The organism is Alkalinema sp. FACHB-956 (genome assembly GCF_014697025.1).
GTDB lineage: Bacteria > Cyanobacteriota > Cyanobacteriia > Leptolyngbyales > Leptolyngbyaceae > Alkalinema.
On record NZ_JACJRC010000003.1, the window covers coordinates 91,882 to 107,928 of the forward strand.

At 51.3% G+C, this 16,047-nt stretch carries 12 protein-coding genes; 5 read left to right on the forward strand and 7 right to left on the reverse strand.

Annotation, left to right across the window (positions count from 1 at the left end):
• The first annotated feature begins 207 nt into the window (after window positions 1-207).
• A complete protein-coding gene (locus H6G21_RS05590) occupies window positions 208-2,592 on the forward strand; it encodes a serine/threonine-protein kinase (protein ID WP_190571431.1) in 2,385 nt (794 codons plus the stop codon).
• Here H6G21_RS05590 and H6G21_RS05595 read toward each other — a convergent pair.
• A complete protein-coding gene (locus tag H6G21_RS05595; protein ID WP_190571432.1) occupies window positions 2,553-5,891 on the reverse strand; it encodes an alpha-mannosidase in 3,339 nt (1,112 codons plus the stop codon). The two genes, H6G21_RS05590 and H6G21_RS05595, sit on opposite strands and share 40 nt — an antisense overlap.
• Before the next feature lie 156 nt (window positions 5,892-6,047).
• Between H6G21_RS05595 and H6G21_RS05600 the strand changes: the two genes are divergently transcribed.
• From H6G21_RS05600 to H6G21_RS05615, 4 genes are all read left to right on the forward strand, one after another.
• Window positions 6,048-7,715 (forward strand): hypothetical protein, encoded by a 1,668-nt coding sequence (locus tag H6G21_RS05600; protein WP_190571434.1) that lies wholly within the window; start codon window positions 6,048-6,050, stop codon window positions 7,713-7,715.
• Between the two features lie 147 nt (window positions 7,716-7,862).
• Entirely contained in the window at window positions 7,863-7,979 is a 117-nt protein-coding gene (locus tag H6G21_RS05605; protein ID WP_190571964.1) for a photosystem II reaction center protein I, read from the forward strand.
• Between the two features lie 142 nt (window positions 7,980-8,121).
• Window positions 8,122-10,488 (forward strand): DUF3769 domain-containing protein, encoded by a 2,367-nt coding sequence (locus H6G21_RS05610; RefSeq protein WP_190571436.1) that lies wholly within the window; start codon window positions 8,122-8,124, stop codon window positions 10,486-10,488.
• A gap of 266 nt (window positions 10,489-10,754) precedes the next feature.
• Window positions 10,755-11,699 (forward strand): hypothetical protein, encoded by a 945-nt coding sequence (locus H6G21_RS05615; protein WP_190571438.1) that lies wholly within the window; start codon window positions 10,755-10,757, stop codon window positions 11,697-11,699.
• 128 nt (window positions 11,700-11,827) lie between these two features.
• Here the strand turns inward: H6G21_RS05615 and H6G21_RS05620 are convergent, their stop codons facing one another.
• The 6 genes from H6G21_RS05620 to H6G21_RS05645 form a co-directional block, all read right to left on the reverse strand.
• Window positions 11,828-12,121 carry an MSMEG_0570 family nitrogen starvation response protein gene (locus tag H6G21_RS05620; RefSeq protein ID WP_190571440.1) on the reverse strand — a complete coding sequence of 98 codons (294 nt, stop codon included), beginning with the start codon at window positions 12,119-12,121 and terminating at the stop codon, window positions 11,828-11,830.
• Window positions 12,087-13,298 (reverse strand): MSMEG_0565 family glycosyltransferase, encoded by a 1,212-nt coding sequence (locus H6G21_RS05625; RefSeq protein ID WP_242041671.1) that lies wholly within the window; start codon window positions 13,296-13,298, stop codon window positions 12,087-12,089. Before H6G21_RS05625 ends, H6G21_RS05620 begins: the two co-directional genes overlap by 35 nt.
• A 144-nt stretch (window positions 13,299-13,442) precedes the next feature.
• Window positions 13,443-13,862 (reverse strand): GNAT family N-acetyltransferase, encoded by a 420-nt coding sequence (locus tag H6G21_RS05630; RefSeq protein WP_190571443.1) that lies wholly within the window; start codon window positions 13,860-13,862, stop codon window positions 13,443-13,445.
• 248 nt (window positions 13,863-14,110) lie between these two features.
• Window positions 14,111-14,293 carry a hypothetical protein gene (locus H6G21_RS05635; protein ID WP_190571444.1) on the reverse strand — a complete coding sequence of 61 codons (183 nt, stop codon included), beginning with the start codon at window positions 14,291-14,293 and terminating at the stop codon, window positions 14,111-14,113.
• Between the two features lie 108 nt (window positions 14,294-14,401).
• Window positions 14,402-15,199: a class I SAM-dependent methyltransferase gene (locus H6G21_RS05640; protein WP_190571446.1), complete on the reverse strand. Its 798-nt coding sequence runs from the start codon at window positions 15,197-15,199 to the stop codon at window positions 14,402-14,404.
• Window positions 15,200-15,413: 214 nt separating this feature from the next.
• The gene (locus tag H6G21_RS05645; protein ID WP_190571448.1) at window positions 15,414-16,025 is read right to left on the reverse strand and encodes a cation transporter; all 612 of its coding nucleotides are present in this window, start codon (window positions 16,023-16,025) and stop codon (window positions 15,414-15,416) included.
• Window positions 16,026-16,047: the final 22 nt, after the last annotated feature.

Below are 16,047 nucleotides of genomic sequence, written 5' to 3' on the forward strand. Positions count from 1 at the left end.
ACCAACACACTAGAGCAACTCCCATGAGTTCTAGGGGCCGGAGTCTTGGGTTCCTGCTTAAGTCTAGTCCCCAGTCCTCTATTCCAAAGTTCAACCTTGCGTCTTTTATGCGATCGAGGGGAAAGCTATACCTAACGGTTCCTCCTGGCGTCCTCTGCAATGCCCTCACATTCTGTTTCGGTTAGTCAATCGTCTTGTGCCTCAGCTATGTCCAACCAAATTCTTGGCGGGCGATACCAAATCATTCGCAAGCTAGGGGGAGGTGGGTTTGGACAAACCTATCTCGCGCAGGATCTCCACCTACCGGGCAAACCTGCTTGTGTCGTCAAGCAACTCAAGCCTAAGGTGAACAATGCGATCGTGCTTGCCGCGGCCCAAACGTTATTTGACGCGGAAGCCGAAGTTCTCCATGCCTTGGGGCACCACGATCAAATTCCTCGACTAACGGCTCACTTTCAGGAAAATCAAGAATTTTATTTGGTTCAGGAATACATCGAAGGGACGGTCTTGAGCCAAGCTTGGAAAGGCAAGCTGCCGCTACCCGAATCAGACGTGCGGGCCTTTCTTAGAGATATCCTGACGCTGCTGATCTTTGTCCATGATCACCAAGTCGTACATCGCGATATCAAGCCAGGGAACCTGATTCGCCGCACCCGAGATCAGAAAATCGTCCTCATTGACTTTGGGGCGGTTAAACAAATGGCTTTTTCCCACGCAGAGGATCCAGCCATGATTGTGGGATCCTCCGGCTATGCCCCTCCGGAGCAGTTAGCGGGATCGGCGTGTTTTGAGAGTGACTTGTATGCCGTGGGGATGATGGCCATTCAAGCCCTGACAGGCAGTTCACCCAAGCATCTCCAGCGAGATCCCCACACCCAGGAAGTCATCTGGCGGGATCAGGCGGAAGTGAGCCCAGAGTTAGCCGATATCCTCGATCGCATGGTGCATTACGATAGCCAACAACGCTATCCTTCTGCCCACGCGATCGTTGAACAACTGCAAACATTGGAGGAGGTCATCTCGCCGGAGGACGGGGGCAAAGCATGGCAGGAACGGGGGGATTATTTACTCCAACGGCACCACTATCGGGAGGCCATTTCGGCCTACGACAAAGCCCTGCAAGTCCAAGGCGAGGATGCCCAACTGTGGTTTAAGCGGGCCTTGGCGGCGGATAGTTTTCAATATTTTGAAGAAGCGCTCGCAGGGTACGATCGCGTCATTCAACTGGAGCCGAACCACTGTAAGGCGTGGCTGAAACGCGGCATGGTGCTGGAAAATTTGCAACGCTTAGAAGATGCCCTCAATTGCTATACCCATGTGGTGCAGTTGCAACCGGATAACTATTGGGCCTGGCACGATCGGGGCAAGTTACTTGAAGCCTTGGAACAGTGGGATGAAGCCCTAGTGGCCTACAACCGGGCCATTCAGATGAAACCCACCTTCCAACTAGCGGTGGAAAGTCGCAAACGGCTAATGATGGCGCGGGGACAAATTGAACGGCTCTTGCAGGCGGGACATTGCCAAGAAGCCCTAGAAGTCGTGGTACAACTCCGGCAGCAGCAACCCACCAATGTGCATTACCGGATTTTGCACAGCATGACCCTCGCCAAATTCAAGCGCTACGAAGAAGCACTGACCCTTCTGGATGGAATTTTGGCAAGCCAGCCTAACCAGTTTAGGGCGCTGGTTGAAAAGGGAATTCTCCTCAGTCAGTTGAAGCGCTGGGAAGAAGCCTTGACTTGCATCACGCAGGCGATCGCCCATGGGGGAACGGAAAATCTAGATCAAAAGAGTTCCCTCGCGAAGGCATGGCACCATCGGGGCTGGCTGCTTGAGAAGTTGAACAATTCTGAGGAAGCGCTGCTGGCCTATCACCAAGCCTTGGAACTCCACCCCGAACTCACTTCAGCCCTCGCTGGCAAAACCCGGACCCTGGAAAAACTCCAGAATGAAGGGCAAACCCCATGGAGTGACGAGATGGAAGATTCCACCGTCATGACGGGAGGAACCGTCGTAACCACTGAAGCACCGAGTTTGATCTCTGCGTTGGCGGTGGCACAATCAGCCTCTCCCTTGGCTAATCGTCACAGCGGGGAACCCAGTTCTTCGTTCTTAATGCGGGGCGGCCTGTGGGAAAAGGTGAGAAATCATTCTGTTTTAATGATGGGGAATAACCAAACCCTCAAGGTTAATCCAGATGACCCAGAAGCATTGAAAGCACGGGGAAATGTGCTAGTTGCCTTAGGTCGCTATGAAGAAGCGATCGCGGTTTATGATCAGGCGATTACTCGTCAGCCGGATAATCCGTCCCTGTGGTGCTGTGTAGCCAGTGCACTCGTGAAGCTGAAACGCTATCGGGAAGCGATTTCCTGCTTCGATCGGGCAATTCACATTAAGCCAGAAAGCCATGTGCCTTGGTATTGGCGGGGTCGGATCTTAATGGAACTGAAGCAATACCAAGAGGCACTGCACTCCCTAGAAACAGCACTATCGAATAAACCAGATTTTCAACCCGCTTTGCGCGATCGGGCACAGGTTTACAACCTGCTGGCTCAAGCATCCAGCACCGACGGCAAGCATCGCTCTAGCTGAAAACTCGCAATTTGCCAAGGTTGAATAGTTCCGTTTGGCTTCTCTAGCGATCGCTCCAGCAAGTCCACCCGATCGCTTATTTTTAACGCTAGCAATCCGTCGATCGTGAGTTCTGCGGATTCTCCTAGCCATTCATAACAGCGCAGAATATATTGTTTTGGGTTATCTTCCGCCTGTTTGAACGCCATGGGTATTAGATGATCGATCGGAATAGTTAATAAGCTTCCTGACCGTGGCAAATCGCCCTGCAAGGCTTGGGCTGGGAGATCGATCGCGGGTAATGGCAACGTCGTTTCCATGGCCTTTTGGGGTGTTTTAGCAGTTTGCCAGTTTCCGGCATGGGGATAGAGGTAATAGGTAAACTGGTGCTGACCTTGATCGGCCTGGGGATCGGGCCATTCCGGTGCCCGTAACAGCGTGAGTCGAATTTCATCGGGCTGGTGGTCGTAGCCATGTTTACGATCGCTGAGAATACTCAGGCCATAGTTTCTCTGATTACCCGCTTGCCCCTTGATCTCTCCACTCAAGCTCGCCCAGCGCAGTCCCGGCACTTCCCATTGGGCTTTTTCGGCTTCAGTTATGGGGCGCGTGGTTCGATCGATGACGCCACAGGCGGTTTCGTAACTGACAAACTCCGCTGAAAAATTGACTGGAAATGCAACTTTGACCAGCACATGTTTTTCCTGCCAATCCACTTGATTTTGGATTTCCAACAACGGCGAATGGGCTTCCAGCACATAAATTTGCGTAAAGGTCGATCGCCCGATCGTTCGCATAACTTGCAACCGCGATTGTGTAGCACTTTGTTCTAACCATGCGATCGACCGTAGTTGCGCTGGCGGTAACGGGTGATTTTTATAATCTGGATCAATATTCCAGGCATCCCAGTACTGACCTTGATCTTGAAAACTCAGCAATACGTTTCCTTCACCATTAAAAACATTTTGCTGATCAATTTTATCAAATAGCTCTGTAATATTTCCCGTTTCTGGATTAATAACGATTCGCAAGTACTCGTTCTCTAACTGATAATCTTGATTACGATCAAAAGTTATATCGCAAATCTCAGTAATGTTGTCTTTACTGATTTCTGAAATATCACTGGAGTCTTCGATCGAAAGTCGATAGCAACAGTATCCCATCGGTGGAATCGCTTCCGCCCAGAATTCTACAAGCCATCCCGATCGGCCATCCTGATAATGTGATCGAATCTGGCATTTCACCTCATCTCTTGAATCCTTCAAAGTCCCCCTTATGAAGGGGGATTTAGGGGGATCAACCATTATCGCATCATCGAATTGATTAGAACTTACCCCAGCGCATTCTGGAATAAACAAATCTGGAATAAATAACCGAACCCATCCACTCCGCGACCAGGAGAGATCGTTAAAGACAACGATCATTCGATCGGTCGATGAGAGAGCATCTAACGGTTGAATCGCCTGCGCGATCGCTCGCCGAGCCTCGGTTGTCATCGCCTGTAATTGCTGATACGCCTGCTCCCAGGTTTGATTCGCTGTGGGGTAAACCTCCGCGATCGACGTACCGGGCAGAATGTCATGGAATTGGTTAAACAACACCTGTTTCCAAGCCGTTTCCAATGCCGATTTGGGATAGGGCTGACCGATCGCTAACGTCGCTAAAGACGCCCACAATTCCGCGCAGTAGAGAGCATTTTCACAGTCCCGGTTCCACGCCTTTTGATCCCCATGGGTCGTGTAGCAACCGCGATGGAATTCTAAATACAACTCGGAATTCCAAAGGGGCAATTCGGCCATGGGCAAGGAGGATTGCAGCCGATCGCAATAGGTTTCCGCCGTGGTGAATTCCAGGTTGGGGAAGTAGGGCGATCGCTGCCACCGGGTCGCTAAGTCCAACATGTCGCGGGTGGGGCCACCGCCATGGTCACCCACTCCAGGGAGCCATAGAGGTTCAAGATCGCCCGTTTTTTGCTGCCAGTCCCAACAGTAATCACTCAGCTTCATCGGGTCGATCCCTTCCCCGATCGGAGCCGACATCAACGCCATCACCTGAGACCCATCGGGAGCCTGCCAAATAAACACCTCATGGGGATACTGAGTCGTATCATTCCAGCGCAACTTTTGCGTGACGAAATAGCTCACACCACCCTGTTGCAACAATTGCGGAAACTGCCAACAGAACCCAAAGGTATCTGGTAGCCAAGCAATGGGACTAATTTTTCCAAAACGGGATTGATAATAGCGTTGCCCATAGAGGATCTGACGGGCGATCGATTCCCCTCCAATCACATTCAACTCCGGTTCAATCCACAGTCCCCCCACGGGTTCCCATTGCCCCGCCTGCACCCGCTGGCAAATTTCGCGAAATAATTCCGGACGGTGCTGTTCCATCCATTCATACAGCGCGGGCGTCGTGTGGCAGAACGTTAATTCAGGAAATTCCTGTTGTAATTGCAGCGCCGATCGAAAGGTTCGTTCCGCCGCCTTCCAAGTTTCCTCCACCGTCCATAACCAAGCCATATCCAAATGGGCATGACCTAGGAGATAAATCGTGTAGTCCTTCAGTCGATCGCGGTAGGGTACCAAACTGTTTCTTAAATCGGCCAAAGCCGTTGGGGTTAATCGCAATTCCGCGCCAATCTGGGCAACTTGGTTTGCCAGTCCTTGCAGTTCCTCCGGGGCAAAGGTCGTTAGATACTGCGTCACCACCGCAAATTCATCGGCCACAAACCCAGGATCCAACTCATCATAGGCCGATTCAAAAATTAACCGCGATCGCATCAATGCACCGTTATCGTGACCGGGACTGACCAGCCGTAGCGTTACCTCCACCCGCTCGCCCGGTTGGACAGATGGGCTCAGGACAATCCGTGCCGAATGGTCAAATAAATCACCTTCCTGCACCTTTTCGCCATTGACCCAAACCTCCGCCAGTTCCGCCCACCAAGTCAAACAAAGTCGTGCCGTTAGCCCAGTCAGGTCGTAATGGCCCAGCGGGGTGCGATCGAGGTATTGCGGTAACTGAAACGCCTGATGCAGAGTCATCACGTGACGCCCCTTGTCCCAGGCCAGATGCCCCTTTGCGTTGGGAACAGCAAGGGGGAGGGAATCGGGCAGGACAGCCGCCGCATTAGCTAACTCCTGGCTAGTTAAATCCTGGCTAGTTAAATCCTGGCCAATTAAATCCTGGCTGGCTAAATTCTTGTTTACAATCTGCCAAGTTGCGATCGTGTCTTGCTGTACCTGGTTTCGCAGGGATTGGATTACACCGTGCAATGTTTGTGTTGCAAGTTCGATCGAATCTGGCAAGTTTGTCATAATCAGTTACAGATCTTCTTCAAAGGGAAGGCGTACAATTTTCACGTTAGGGATCACTGACTTCGCGAAAATTTTTGTGAAATAGGTTAAGACCCAATTCAGTGGGTCATTGCGACAGGTGCTCCAGTTCTTTATTGTTTCATTGGGTGGGATGCTATGGCCCTCGATCGCCCTTACCAAAGTCAATTTCTCAACTTCTTCTCCCGTCAAACCCAAAAACTGAAGGATCGGGCGGGAGTGCTCTGGCGTAACTTCAAATTGGCGGCGATCTGGGGGGCGCAGTTGTCCCTCTACCCGATTTATGCGGTCTTCCAAGCGTCCCGTCTGGTGGGTAAGCAGCTTAATGCGGGGGTACGGCAGGCGGCACTGTGGCTGACGGCAGGGGCTGATCAGTCCGATGAGCCTGTGGCAACCGATGCTGCTATTCAAAAAGTTATCTCGGCCCTGACCCAAAATACGATCGCGCCGGCTCCCGTCGGGCAGGTGGATCCCCTGCTAGCTTTGCTGACGGAAGGCACTGAGATTCGCGGCGTGGCCTCCCTGGTGTCTACCCAGCGGATGGTGCTGGTGTCTACGGACAACCAAGTGCTGGATGTGCTGACCCAGACGCAGCAGCAACAACTCAAGCGGCGCATTATTTTTGAGTTAGCCCTTTACTATCGCTATTGGCGACGCCACCAACTCAAGACAGGGGGGGCGCTGGTGGTTCACGATCGCTCCACGATGGCGATCCCGTTACGGCTATTCTGGCAACTCATGGCCTGGATCCAGTCCAGCCCGATCGCTGTCTCCGCTAATCTTTTCCAAGAGGCCAAATTAACGGGATCCAATCCGCCCCTACTGCAAGGCTTCCAACCCAATTTACGGCCCTCTACTGCATCCTCAGCGCTGGCGATGGGTTCCTCAGGACGGCCCGAACGATTAGCCAATCCGTTGCGCTGGAATACGATCGGGGCTGCCTTGCGGGCTAAGATCGACACCCTCGGCCATGGGCTCCCCCAACTACGAGAGGTGCCAGACTTAATTCAAGCGGCCATTCGCTATTTCTTTGGGCCAAGGGCCACAGCGCAGGCAGCCAAAACCCTCTATCCCTCGGCGACCACCGTTGCCTCTCTACCGGGTCAGGCCAAATCCTTCACGGTGGTCGAGGATCCTTGGCTCACCTCCCAGGACTTATTTGGCGCTGGAGCCCCTAGTATGGCTGGAACCTCGGCATCCAGCACCTGGCTCGATCGCTGGCTCGTTCCCGCAGAAGATGTTCCCACCACGCTGTTTGGCGTCGTCACCACCGCACTCCCCGGTCAACCTCAACCGACCCTTGGCGGCACCCTGAAGCAATGGATCCAAAGCACCTTGGCTGATCCACTGTCCGCCCTAACCCAGTCTGCCGCCAACCCAGCTACTCCCAAAGCAGGCCAGCAGCGAACGAAGGCGATCGTCCTCAATCGGCGGGGTGCACTCCGAACCAAGATTTTTGCCAGTTTAACGGTAGATGCGATCTCCACCCCAGAAGCCGCGAGCAATTCGACTCGCGCTTTAATTGGCGTGGATCTCGACAATTGGGCAATTTCATCCACGAGAACCGAGCAAGACACAGTCACCAACGATGCGGAAACCCTAACGGGAACAGACGCGATCGTTGAAGCAGATACCACCACCACCCAGCCTGATAAATTTGCCGCTGCTTGGCTAGAGGCTGAAGCCACGCCCCTGGGGTACGAGCAGACCTGGTGGGAAAAGGTGCTGGATTGGTGCGATCGAATTTTGGTGTGGGTCGAGCAAGGCATCCTGACCCTATGGCGCTGGTTTAAATCCCGTCGCTAAACTGAACACCGCTAAACTGGGCATCGCTAAACTGGGCTGGTTGACCAACCGGGCTGCAATACCAGGTAAGATAGAGAATCATCTTTGGTATTACGGGATTTCCCGTTTTTGACAACCGATCGTGTTCGTTTTGCTGGAGTCATTCCCATGCTTACGCTAAAAATCGTAGTTAACATCGTTGTTGCTTTCTTTATTTTGGTTTTCTTCTTCGGCTTCCTGAACAACGATCCCGCCCGGAACCCCAACCGTCGCGATCTTGACTAATTTTCAGGATTTGCCCATTCGAGTTTGAGGGCAGTAGATTATCCTTGGGTGTGCAACCTTCTAGAATCTGCCACGTCAGATGTTTAGCCCGGTTGTTCCTGAGCTAGTCTCTGTCCTTTTTTTGTGAGTTGATTGGATTCCTATGCCCTATCCGGTTGCGCCACCTGACCCGCCAGCCTACATTCGATCGTTTGAACAGTCTCGGCCTTCCTTATCGGCGGATACGTTGATGGTGGATGCAACGACGAATGTTTTCCCTGAGGCCCAGGTCACGATCGAGCCTTCCGGCTGGATGATTTCACAAAAGACGCTTTCCCAAGATCTGCTGGAATCGCAGAATGCCTCAGGCCAAGCCAATTCTCCCGGCCAAGCCAGTTCTACAAGTGCCACAGAATCTACAGATTCTACAGAATCTACAGAATCTACAGGGTCTACAAAAACGCAATTCCGTCCAGCAAGGCCGTTAACGACGCCGTTACCACCCACCACTGAGGGGCCTCAGCCGGAGAGTAATCCACCGGAGAGTAATCAGCCCAAGGGATCTGCTTTACCCTCCCGCCCTGGGCAACCCCCGATCGACACAACAAAAACCCCATCTACCGCAACGCCATCTACCGCAACGCCTTCCACACCAACCGCAAAGCTGGCGCAGGAAGGATTGCTGGAACTGAAGGCCGATCGCCAAGATTACGACGAACGGCGACAAATTTTTACCGCAGAGGGCAACGTGTCTATGCGGTTTCGCGGCTCCTTGCTGAAGTCCGATCGCTTGCAGGTCAATCTCCTCAATCGCTTTGCCGTCGCTGATGGCAATGTGCAACTGACCCGTGGCGATCAGGTACTGCAAGGCGAACGGTTTGAATATAACTTCGTTCAAGGGGAAGGCAAGGTGCGATCGCTACGGGGGGATGTGTTCCTGCCCAGTGCTGGGACAGATTTTGCGCCCAATTTGCCCACGGATATTTCCGCCGGAGCCGTCCTGACCCAGCCCGTGATCGATCGGGTGTACACCAACCAACCGGCGCAGAATGTCACGGGTGGGCCCGGTGGCAGCTTTACCCTAGGGGCCCGGAACAATTCCAGTGGGGGAGAAGTGATTCCGCCTCGGGGAGGCCAGGGGGTGCGCCGGGTTCGGTTTGAAGCGGCGGATGCAGACTTTTATCCCGAAGGCTGGACAGCGCGGGATGTGCGGATTACCAATGACCCCTTCTCGCCGCCGGAACTGGAACTACGGGCCAAGACAGCGACCTTTACCCGTCTTTCGCCCCTGCGGGATGAAATTCGGGCAGAGAAACCTCGCCTCGTGTTTGATCAGCGCTTCAGTTTGCCCCTTTTGCGCAATCGCGTGGTCATCGATCGCCGTCCCCGCCAGCCCGGTTTGTTTAGCATTGGCTTTGATAGTGACGATCGGGGTGGCTTATTCATCGAGCGTCCCTTTGATATTCTGCCTCCAGGGCCAGTGCAGTTCGTCGTAACGCCGCAGTTTTATCTGCAACGGGCAGTCCAGGAAGGTGGATCGGCTGCGGATTGGTTAGGGGTCAAAGCGAAGTTAGTTGCACCCTTTGGCAATGGGGGGGTGATTCGAGGCAGCGCCAACCTGACGAGCTTTAATTTCGATAAGTTTGAAACCAATTTCCGGGCCAATTTGCGGGCCGCTCATCCCATTAATACGGGTTGGGGCCCCCATGTGTTGGCCTTGGAGGCCAGCTACCGCGATCGGTTATTTAACAACTCTCTGGGCTTCCAGGATGTGCAGAGTAGTGTTGGAGCCTTGTTTTTCTCACCTAGCATTCCCCTAGGCAAAACGGGCATTAACCTGAGTTATCAGGTGGGTTATCAGTACATCAATGCGGATACCGATCGGATCGATCTGCTCAAACCAATTCGGGATAACAATCGCATTAGTCTCAGCCGATTCCAAGGCAGCGTGGCTCTCAGCAAAGGGTTCCTCCTATGGCAAGGCAAACCTCTGCCCGCAACACCGACCCAAGGACTCCGCTATACTCCAACCCCGGTAGTTCCCTATATTTCACTGGGACTCGGATCGACCGGGGTGGCAACGGCCTACAGCAGTGGCGATGTACAAAATAATGTGGTGCTGAGTGCCAGTCTATCGGGTCAGTTTGGCCATTTCTCGCGACCTTTCTTTGATTACACCGGGTTTAACGTCACTTACTCCCGCACACTGCCCGATGGTCTGTCGCCCTTCTTGTTCGATCGCGCCGTAGACAACAGCATTTTGTCCGTGGGTCTCGTACAACAAATCTATGGCCCGATTCGGCTCGGGGTACAAACGGCCTGGAACTTGGATCCAACCCGAGAAATTAGTACAGACTATTTTGTGGAATATAGCCGTCGCACCTATAGCGTTCGATTGCGTTATAACCCTGTGCTATCCCTGGGTTCCATTAGCCTAACGATTAATGATTTCAACTGGTCAGGGGGATCTGAACCTTTCAGTGGGAGTGATGTAGTTCCCGTGGGTTCTGGGGTATCTCGGCCCAATTAGAACACGCATTAGCACACGGTTCCATTAGAGTCAGTCCTGGTCGAATTCCAGCCAGATCCCTGAAGGCAGCAGCTTGACTTCTTTGAGATTAGCTGAGCTGCGATTGACTGATCTGCGATTGATGTGCGCCCATGGGACTGGTTGGTGCCAATTGAAACACAAGAATTGTCGTGAAATCTGGTAGCTAGGGGTGATCGCCAGGAAAAAATTGACTAAACTCAAAGGTTAAGGGCATTCCAGATCAGTGAAACTGCACACAAATCACCATGGCAAAACATGACCAACGCTTCTATTCAACACCGCTTCCTTCATCCTCGTTAGCCATGGCCTCCAGCCCGATCGCCCACGCGGAGTCTTTGCTGAGGCATTATAGTTTTGACTTGGGAAATCAATCATTGCAGGACTTACTAGAGGACTGGCAAGCCCACTATTCACCGAAATGGATTCGGCTCGCCGTGATTGAGGCACTGTACCAGGGGCGGTACAAAGCCATCTCCGTCGATGAAATCCTCAAAATCTGGCGGCGGCGACGGCACCCAACCCCGCATTTTTCGGGGGAATTTGAACGGCTCGTGGGCGATCGGTTTCCCAGAAATCTCCTCTCGACAGAACAACGAAAAGCGTTACCCAGACGGCTGCAACCCGATGATTCTGCCTGGATGAATCTCGCGCGACAGACTTTAGAGCGGCATGGTAAGCCATCGAAAGCTCGATCGAATCAGTTGGCTCAGTCTTCCCAAAGGTTAACGGTTTCCTCGCTCCAAACAGTTGATGCGAGAGTTGCTCAATCTACAGAACTCACGGCTTTACCTAATGGAGTGACGCCTCCTGAACTTGAGAACGCACTGGATGTAGCCATTCATCAATTTGTCCCCAATGATGTCAGTCCTGAGTTTTGTAACAAACTAAAAGCAGTCGCAAACGGGGTCATAGAGCACTTATCTCCACTGGTGCGATCGCTCAATGATGCAGAGGAGGATGGCGTAGAACCCCCGCAAGTTGCAGCAATCTCGTCCGACGCGGAGGCTTTGCTGGTGCAATCTTCGGAGCATGGGATGAATCACAGTAATGATCATCCCAATACCCATCATCTAAGTGATCTAGCCGCTCATGATTCAGAAAATCATAATTTAGTCATGAATCATTTAGAGAATGCTGAACCTGGATTAATCGATCGAATGGCTTCGCCGAATACAGCGCATTCACTTTAGTAATGCATTGGGTATTGCAAGCAATTACATAAGCAATTACAACGGAATCCGCTCACATCCCCCAGAGGAAAAGTGTTGCGAGTTACGCCCGCTTGTTCCTCCCCTGATGGGGAATGAACGATTACACCTCATTCAATGAATTGAATAACCTTAACGGCAATGGGAATGGCTGCTTCTTGTTGGAACTGATCGGCTCGTCGCTCAATTTTGCTTAATTGATTCAGGGCGAGGCTACAGGGCATTCCATACTTGGCTTGCACGCGATCGCTGGCGATGGTTAAGGCAGTGCGCGATCGTGCTACAAAATCATCCAACGGATAAGACTGATCCGGGGTGAAGTAATCCTTAATCACCAGGGACGGGGAATAGCAGATTTCCTCAGTGCCATCAGGCCATTGAATTTTGAAGCGCATTTCTGGCATGGGTGAATCCTTGATAATGATTGATGTGCATTGTAGCGGACGTTTTCCAGGAATAGGTTTCCAGCACAGTGTGACTGTTTTGCACCAATGCCTGAGCAACCTGGGGTTGGACACTCTGCAACATCGCCTGGGCAATGGTATCGGGGTTGGAGGGGTCAACGAAAAGGGCCTGCTCAGGGGTCAGAAATTCGGTGAAGGGAGCCTGCTGGGAGACAATTACGGGTAACCCACTGGCTAGGGCTTCTAGCACCACTAAGCCCCAGCCCTCTTTCACCGATGGGAAGACAAAGCTGTCGGCACAGCGATACAGACTGGGCAGATCGGCATCGGGAATTACGCCAGGGAGGACGATCGCCTGCTCCAATTCAAGCTCCTTTATCCGTTGCAAGCACTGCTCCCGGTACGTCTGATAGTCAAATAGCGTCGCACCTCCGGCAATGACTAATTGGGCGTGGGGCAGGGTCTGACGCACTTGGGCGAAGGCGTTGAGCATTTGCAGGGTATTCTTGCGCGGTTCGATGCCCCCAACGGTCAGGAATACGGGAGTTCCAGTGATGCCCCATTGTTGGCGGAGGGGTTGTGGGTCTGGTAGGGGAGCCGCAAAGCGATCGCGGTTTACGCCATTCACCACTCTGGGGGCGTGGATGTGATACTGCTGGGCTAACTGCTGCTGCCAGTAGTCGCTGACACACAGGCACAGATCCGCGTCCTCAATCGATCGCTGCTGGCACTGCTGAAGGTAAATACTCTGGTAATCCTCAATGTGGTGCACGGTACGGACAAAATGGGGAATTTTACCCTGCTGCCGTAATATTGCCAGAGCATTGGCACTCAGGCAATCTTGGGCATGGAAAATCTCATACTGGCAATTGGCTAGATGCCCATCCAAAAACGTGACGAATTCTTGAATCCGTTGCTGAATCAGTTGGTCAATGGCGGCGGGAGCGGCACTGGCTGGAACGGGTTGGTAAGCGCAGGTGAGCGATCGGCCAAAGCCGCTGCCATCTTTATCCAAAGCGTAGACGCAGACGGTGTGACCGAGGTGTTGGAGTGCCTCGGCCAGTTCCAGGGTATGGATGACGCTGCCTCTGGGTTTAGTGGAATAGGTGAATAGGGCAATCTGCATCGGAATTTCAGATGTCCGCTCCAACCGCTCCAACATAGGGTTAGGTGGCATAATTCACGACCTAGATTTCACCAAAAAGTTGAGTCATTAATGTGCCCTCACTACAAAGCTCATTTGAGAATCATTTTTGCCAACACACAGCGCCTTTCGGCAGTCTGCTGCAACAGCGTTGTCGTACGGTGATATGCACGACAATCACAAGTTTAGCGAAAAATGATGACTTGCAATGTTCATGCGTTGTCGCAAATAGAACCGATGAGCATCAAAACGCTGAACGCCTGAATCTAGATGTAGCTGCTGGCAATCATGGTTCTTTGCAAATTCCATCAACCATTCAAATAGATTTTGTCCATACCCCTCTGACCGAACTGCTTCATCAACAACTAAATCATAAACGTATAAAAATCGTCCCCATGCTAAGCACTCAGAGATACAAAACCCTGCTACAGCTAGCACTTGGCCATCTCGCTCTAAAAAAGAAAGCTGATAACCGCTTTGCTTTTGACGCTGAACTTGCTCTAAAAAATTCTCTTGTTTCAAGTGTGGACGTAGTTGAGCTAAGACTGGAAAGCATTCAAGGATCTGTGAATCAGATTCTGTCAACTGAATCAACATTAAATTAAATCTCTCAAAACTTCAGCTCTAGAATAACAGTGTCAAATTCTCGCCCATCTCTTTAACAAAAAACTTGCCGAAAGCTATAGGCAGATAGCTTTAATCCTGAATTCCAGTACGTAGCTTTCAAGGGCAGCCCCACCGATAACTTTGAGCAGTACAACGTTCCGGGCGAAAAGACTCCCAACTGTCCACTCCAACGGGTTTATGCCGTTTTTTACGATCAACTCTCCGTATATCGATCAACTTCAGCTTTGTGCGGAGCCGTTGAGTTGTTGCTGAAGTTGCTGGACTTCCTCGATCGATAATCCGGTTCCACGAGCAACAGCTTCAACCGATAACCCATCTCTGAGGAAGTTGAGTGCGATCGCCCGATCTCTTTCTTTCTGAGCATCTTGCCAGATTGAGCGGTAAACTACGGACTCCTGCATAATTATGGGTAGACAAGAGCAATACGGGAGACATCAGAATTGCCTATAACAGAGGAAAGGTCAGTGACGCTATGCAACAGGCGACAGTCAGATGACTACTAACATATGTTAGCTGGCGGTATACGACCAGATTTCAAACTTTGCTTCAGATAATAACTCGGTTTCGAGCGAACCATAATGCTCAACACAGAACGATTCAAACTCTTCCATGACCTGAGCAAAGATTTCATCGGTGACTCGCCAACAAAGTCCATATGCCCGCGATTTGAAAAAACTTAGAAGCTCCTCAACCGTGTTGCTTACCCTCCATTCCTTTGCAACTACATAGGTCGATTGATAACCTTTGCTGTGAAAATACTCCTCAACATTGATCTCCTCGATTACTTTGTCTACAGGCTTTGATGCCCGTAATTCTTCATATTTTGACAGAATCATTCGGAAATACCGCTCAAATTCCATACGAGCAGGGGGCGTAATCCATTGGGCATTGAGATAGAACCCGCTCGGTTTCAGAACGCGATTGATCTCATCAAGAAAAGTCTTCCAATTGGCAACAGTATGAACCATGTGAACAGTTAACACCACGTCAAAACTTTGATCTGGAAACGGCAATTCTGAAGCATCAGCATGGATCAAGCTCAGATTTTGAGGAACGTCGTGCAATTTTCGGCGGAACTGATCAAGCATTTCTTCGGACACATCAATGCCAGTGACAGCGTAGCCCCGTCTGACGAATGGTAAAACATTCAAGCCAGTGCCGACACCCGGTTCTAAAAACGATGTCTCAGGCGATGCGTTCACCAATTCAACAATGAAGTCTGCTACTTCCTCAGCCACAGATTCTGTCAACCAGCGAGTTTGATCATAAATATCAGCAATGGTGTCGTAGTAGTTGCGGTTTCCCATTCTGCCAAACTCCTTGCGATACTTTCAAACGCTGCTTACCTGACCAATCACTCCTGGATAACACAATCTTAAACACTCACAGATGCGCTTAAAACCACTCCCACCACCTATAACTGAAGCCAGCTAACGTTCCCAATCAGCGGCGACAGATACGACTCAAACGAAGCGCGAAGACCCTGTACGTCCGCTGCATTGGGGTTGTTATGCCGCGTTACTACATCCGTTTTTGCGTTGTTCTGTCACGTTGTGCATCTCGAATAATGCTGATTCCACCCCAAACAACTAGGCTTGCGATTCCAAATCCAACCATCAGATCGGGATATCGAGAATTGAACAGAGTCACTAGCAAACCTGCGATAATTACACTGAAATTTGCAATGACATCATTCTGTGTAAATATCCAACTTGCCCGCATATGTACCTCACCTTTACGATGCTTTGAGAGAAGGTATAAACCATAGCTATTAGCAATCAGCGCCAAGAGAGCAATTGCTATCATCCAGTCTGATTCTGGTGAACTCCCCCAAACGAACCGTCGAAACACATCGACGACAACCATCACGGCTAATGTAATCTGAAAAATACCACTGAGAGTCGCTGCACGATTCTTGTGATGCGCTGATTTGCCAACCGCAAAAAGCGACATCGTGTAAACCGAAGCATCTGCAAGCATATCTAATGAGTCGGCAACTAAGGCAGTTGAATGTGCCAAAACTCCTGCCACAATCCCGACGATAAACATTACGCCATTGATCAATAGCAGAATTCGCAGCGTTTTACGCTCCGCCGCGTTCTTTGCTTCCATGTGACATCCACAGTCTGACATTGTGCCTCCTGATTAGCTTGTT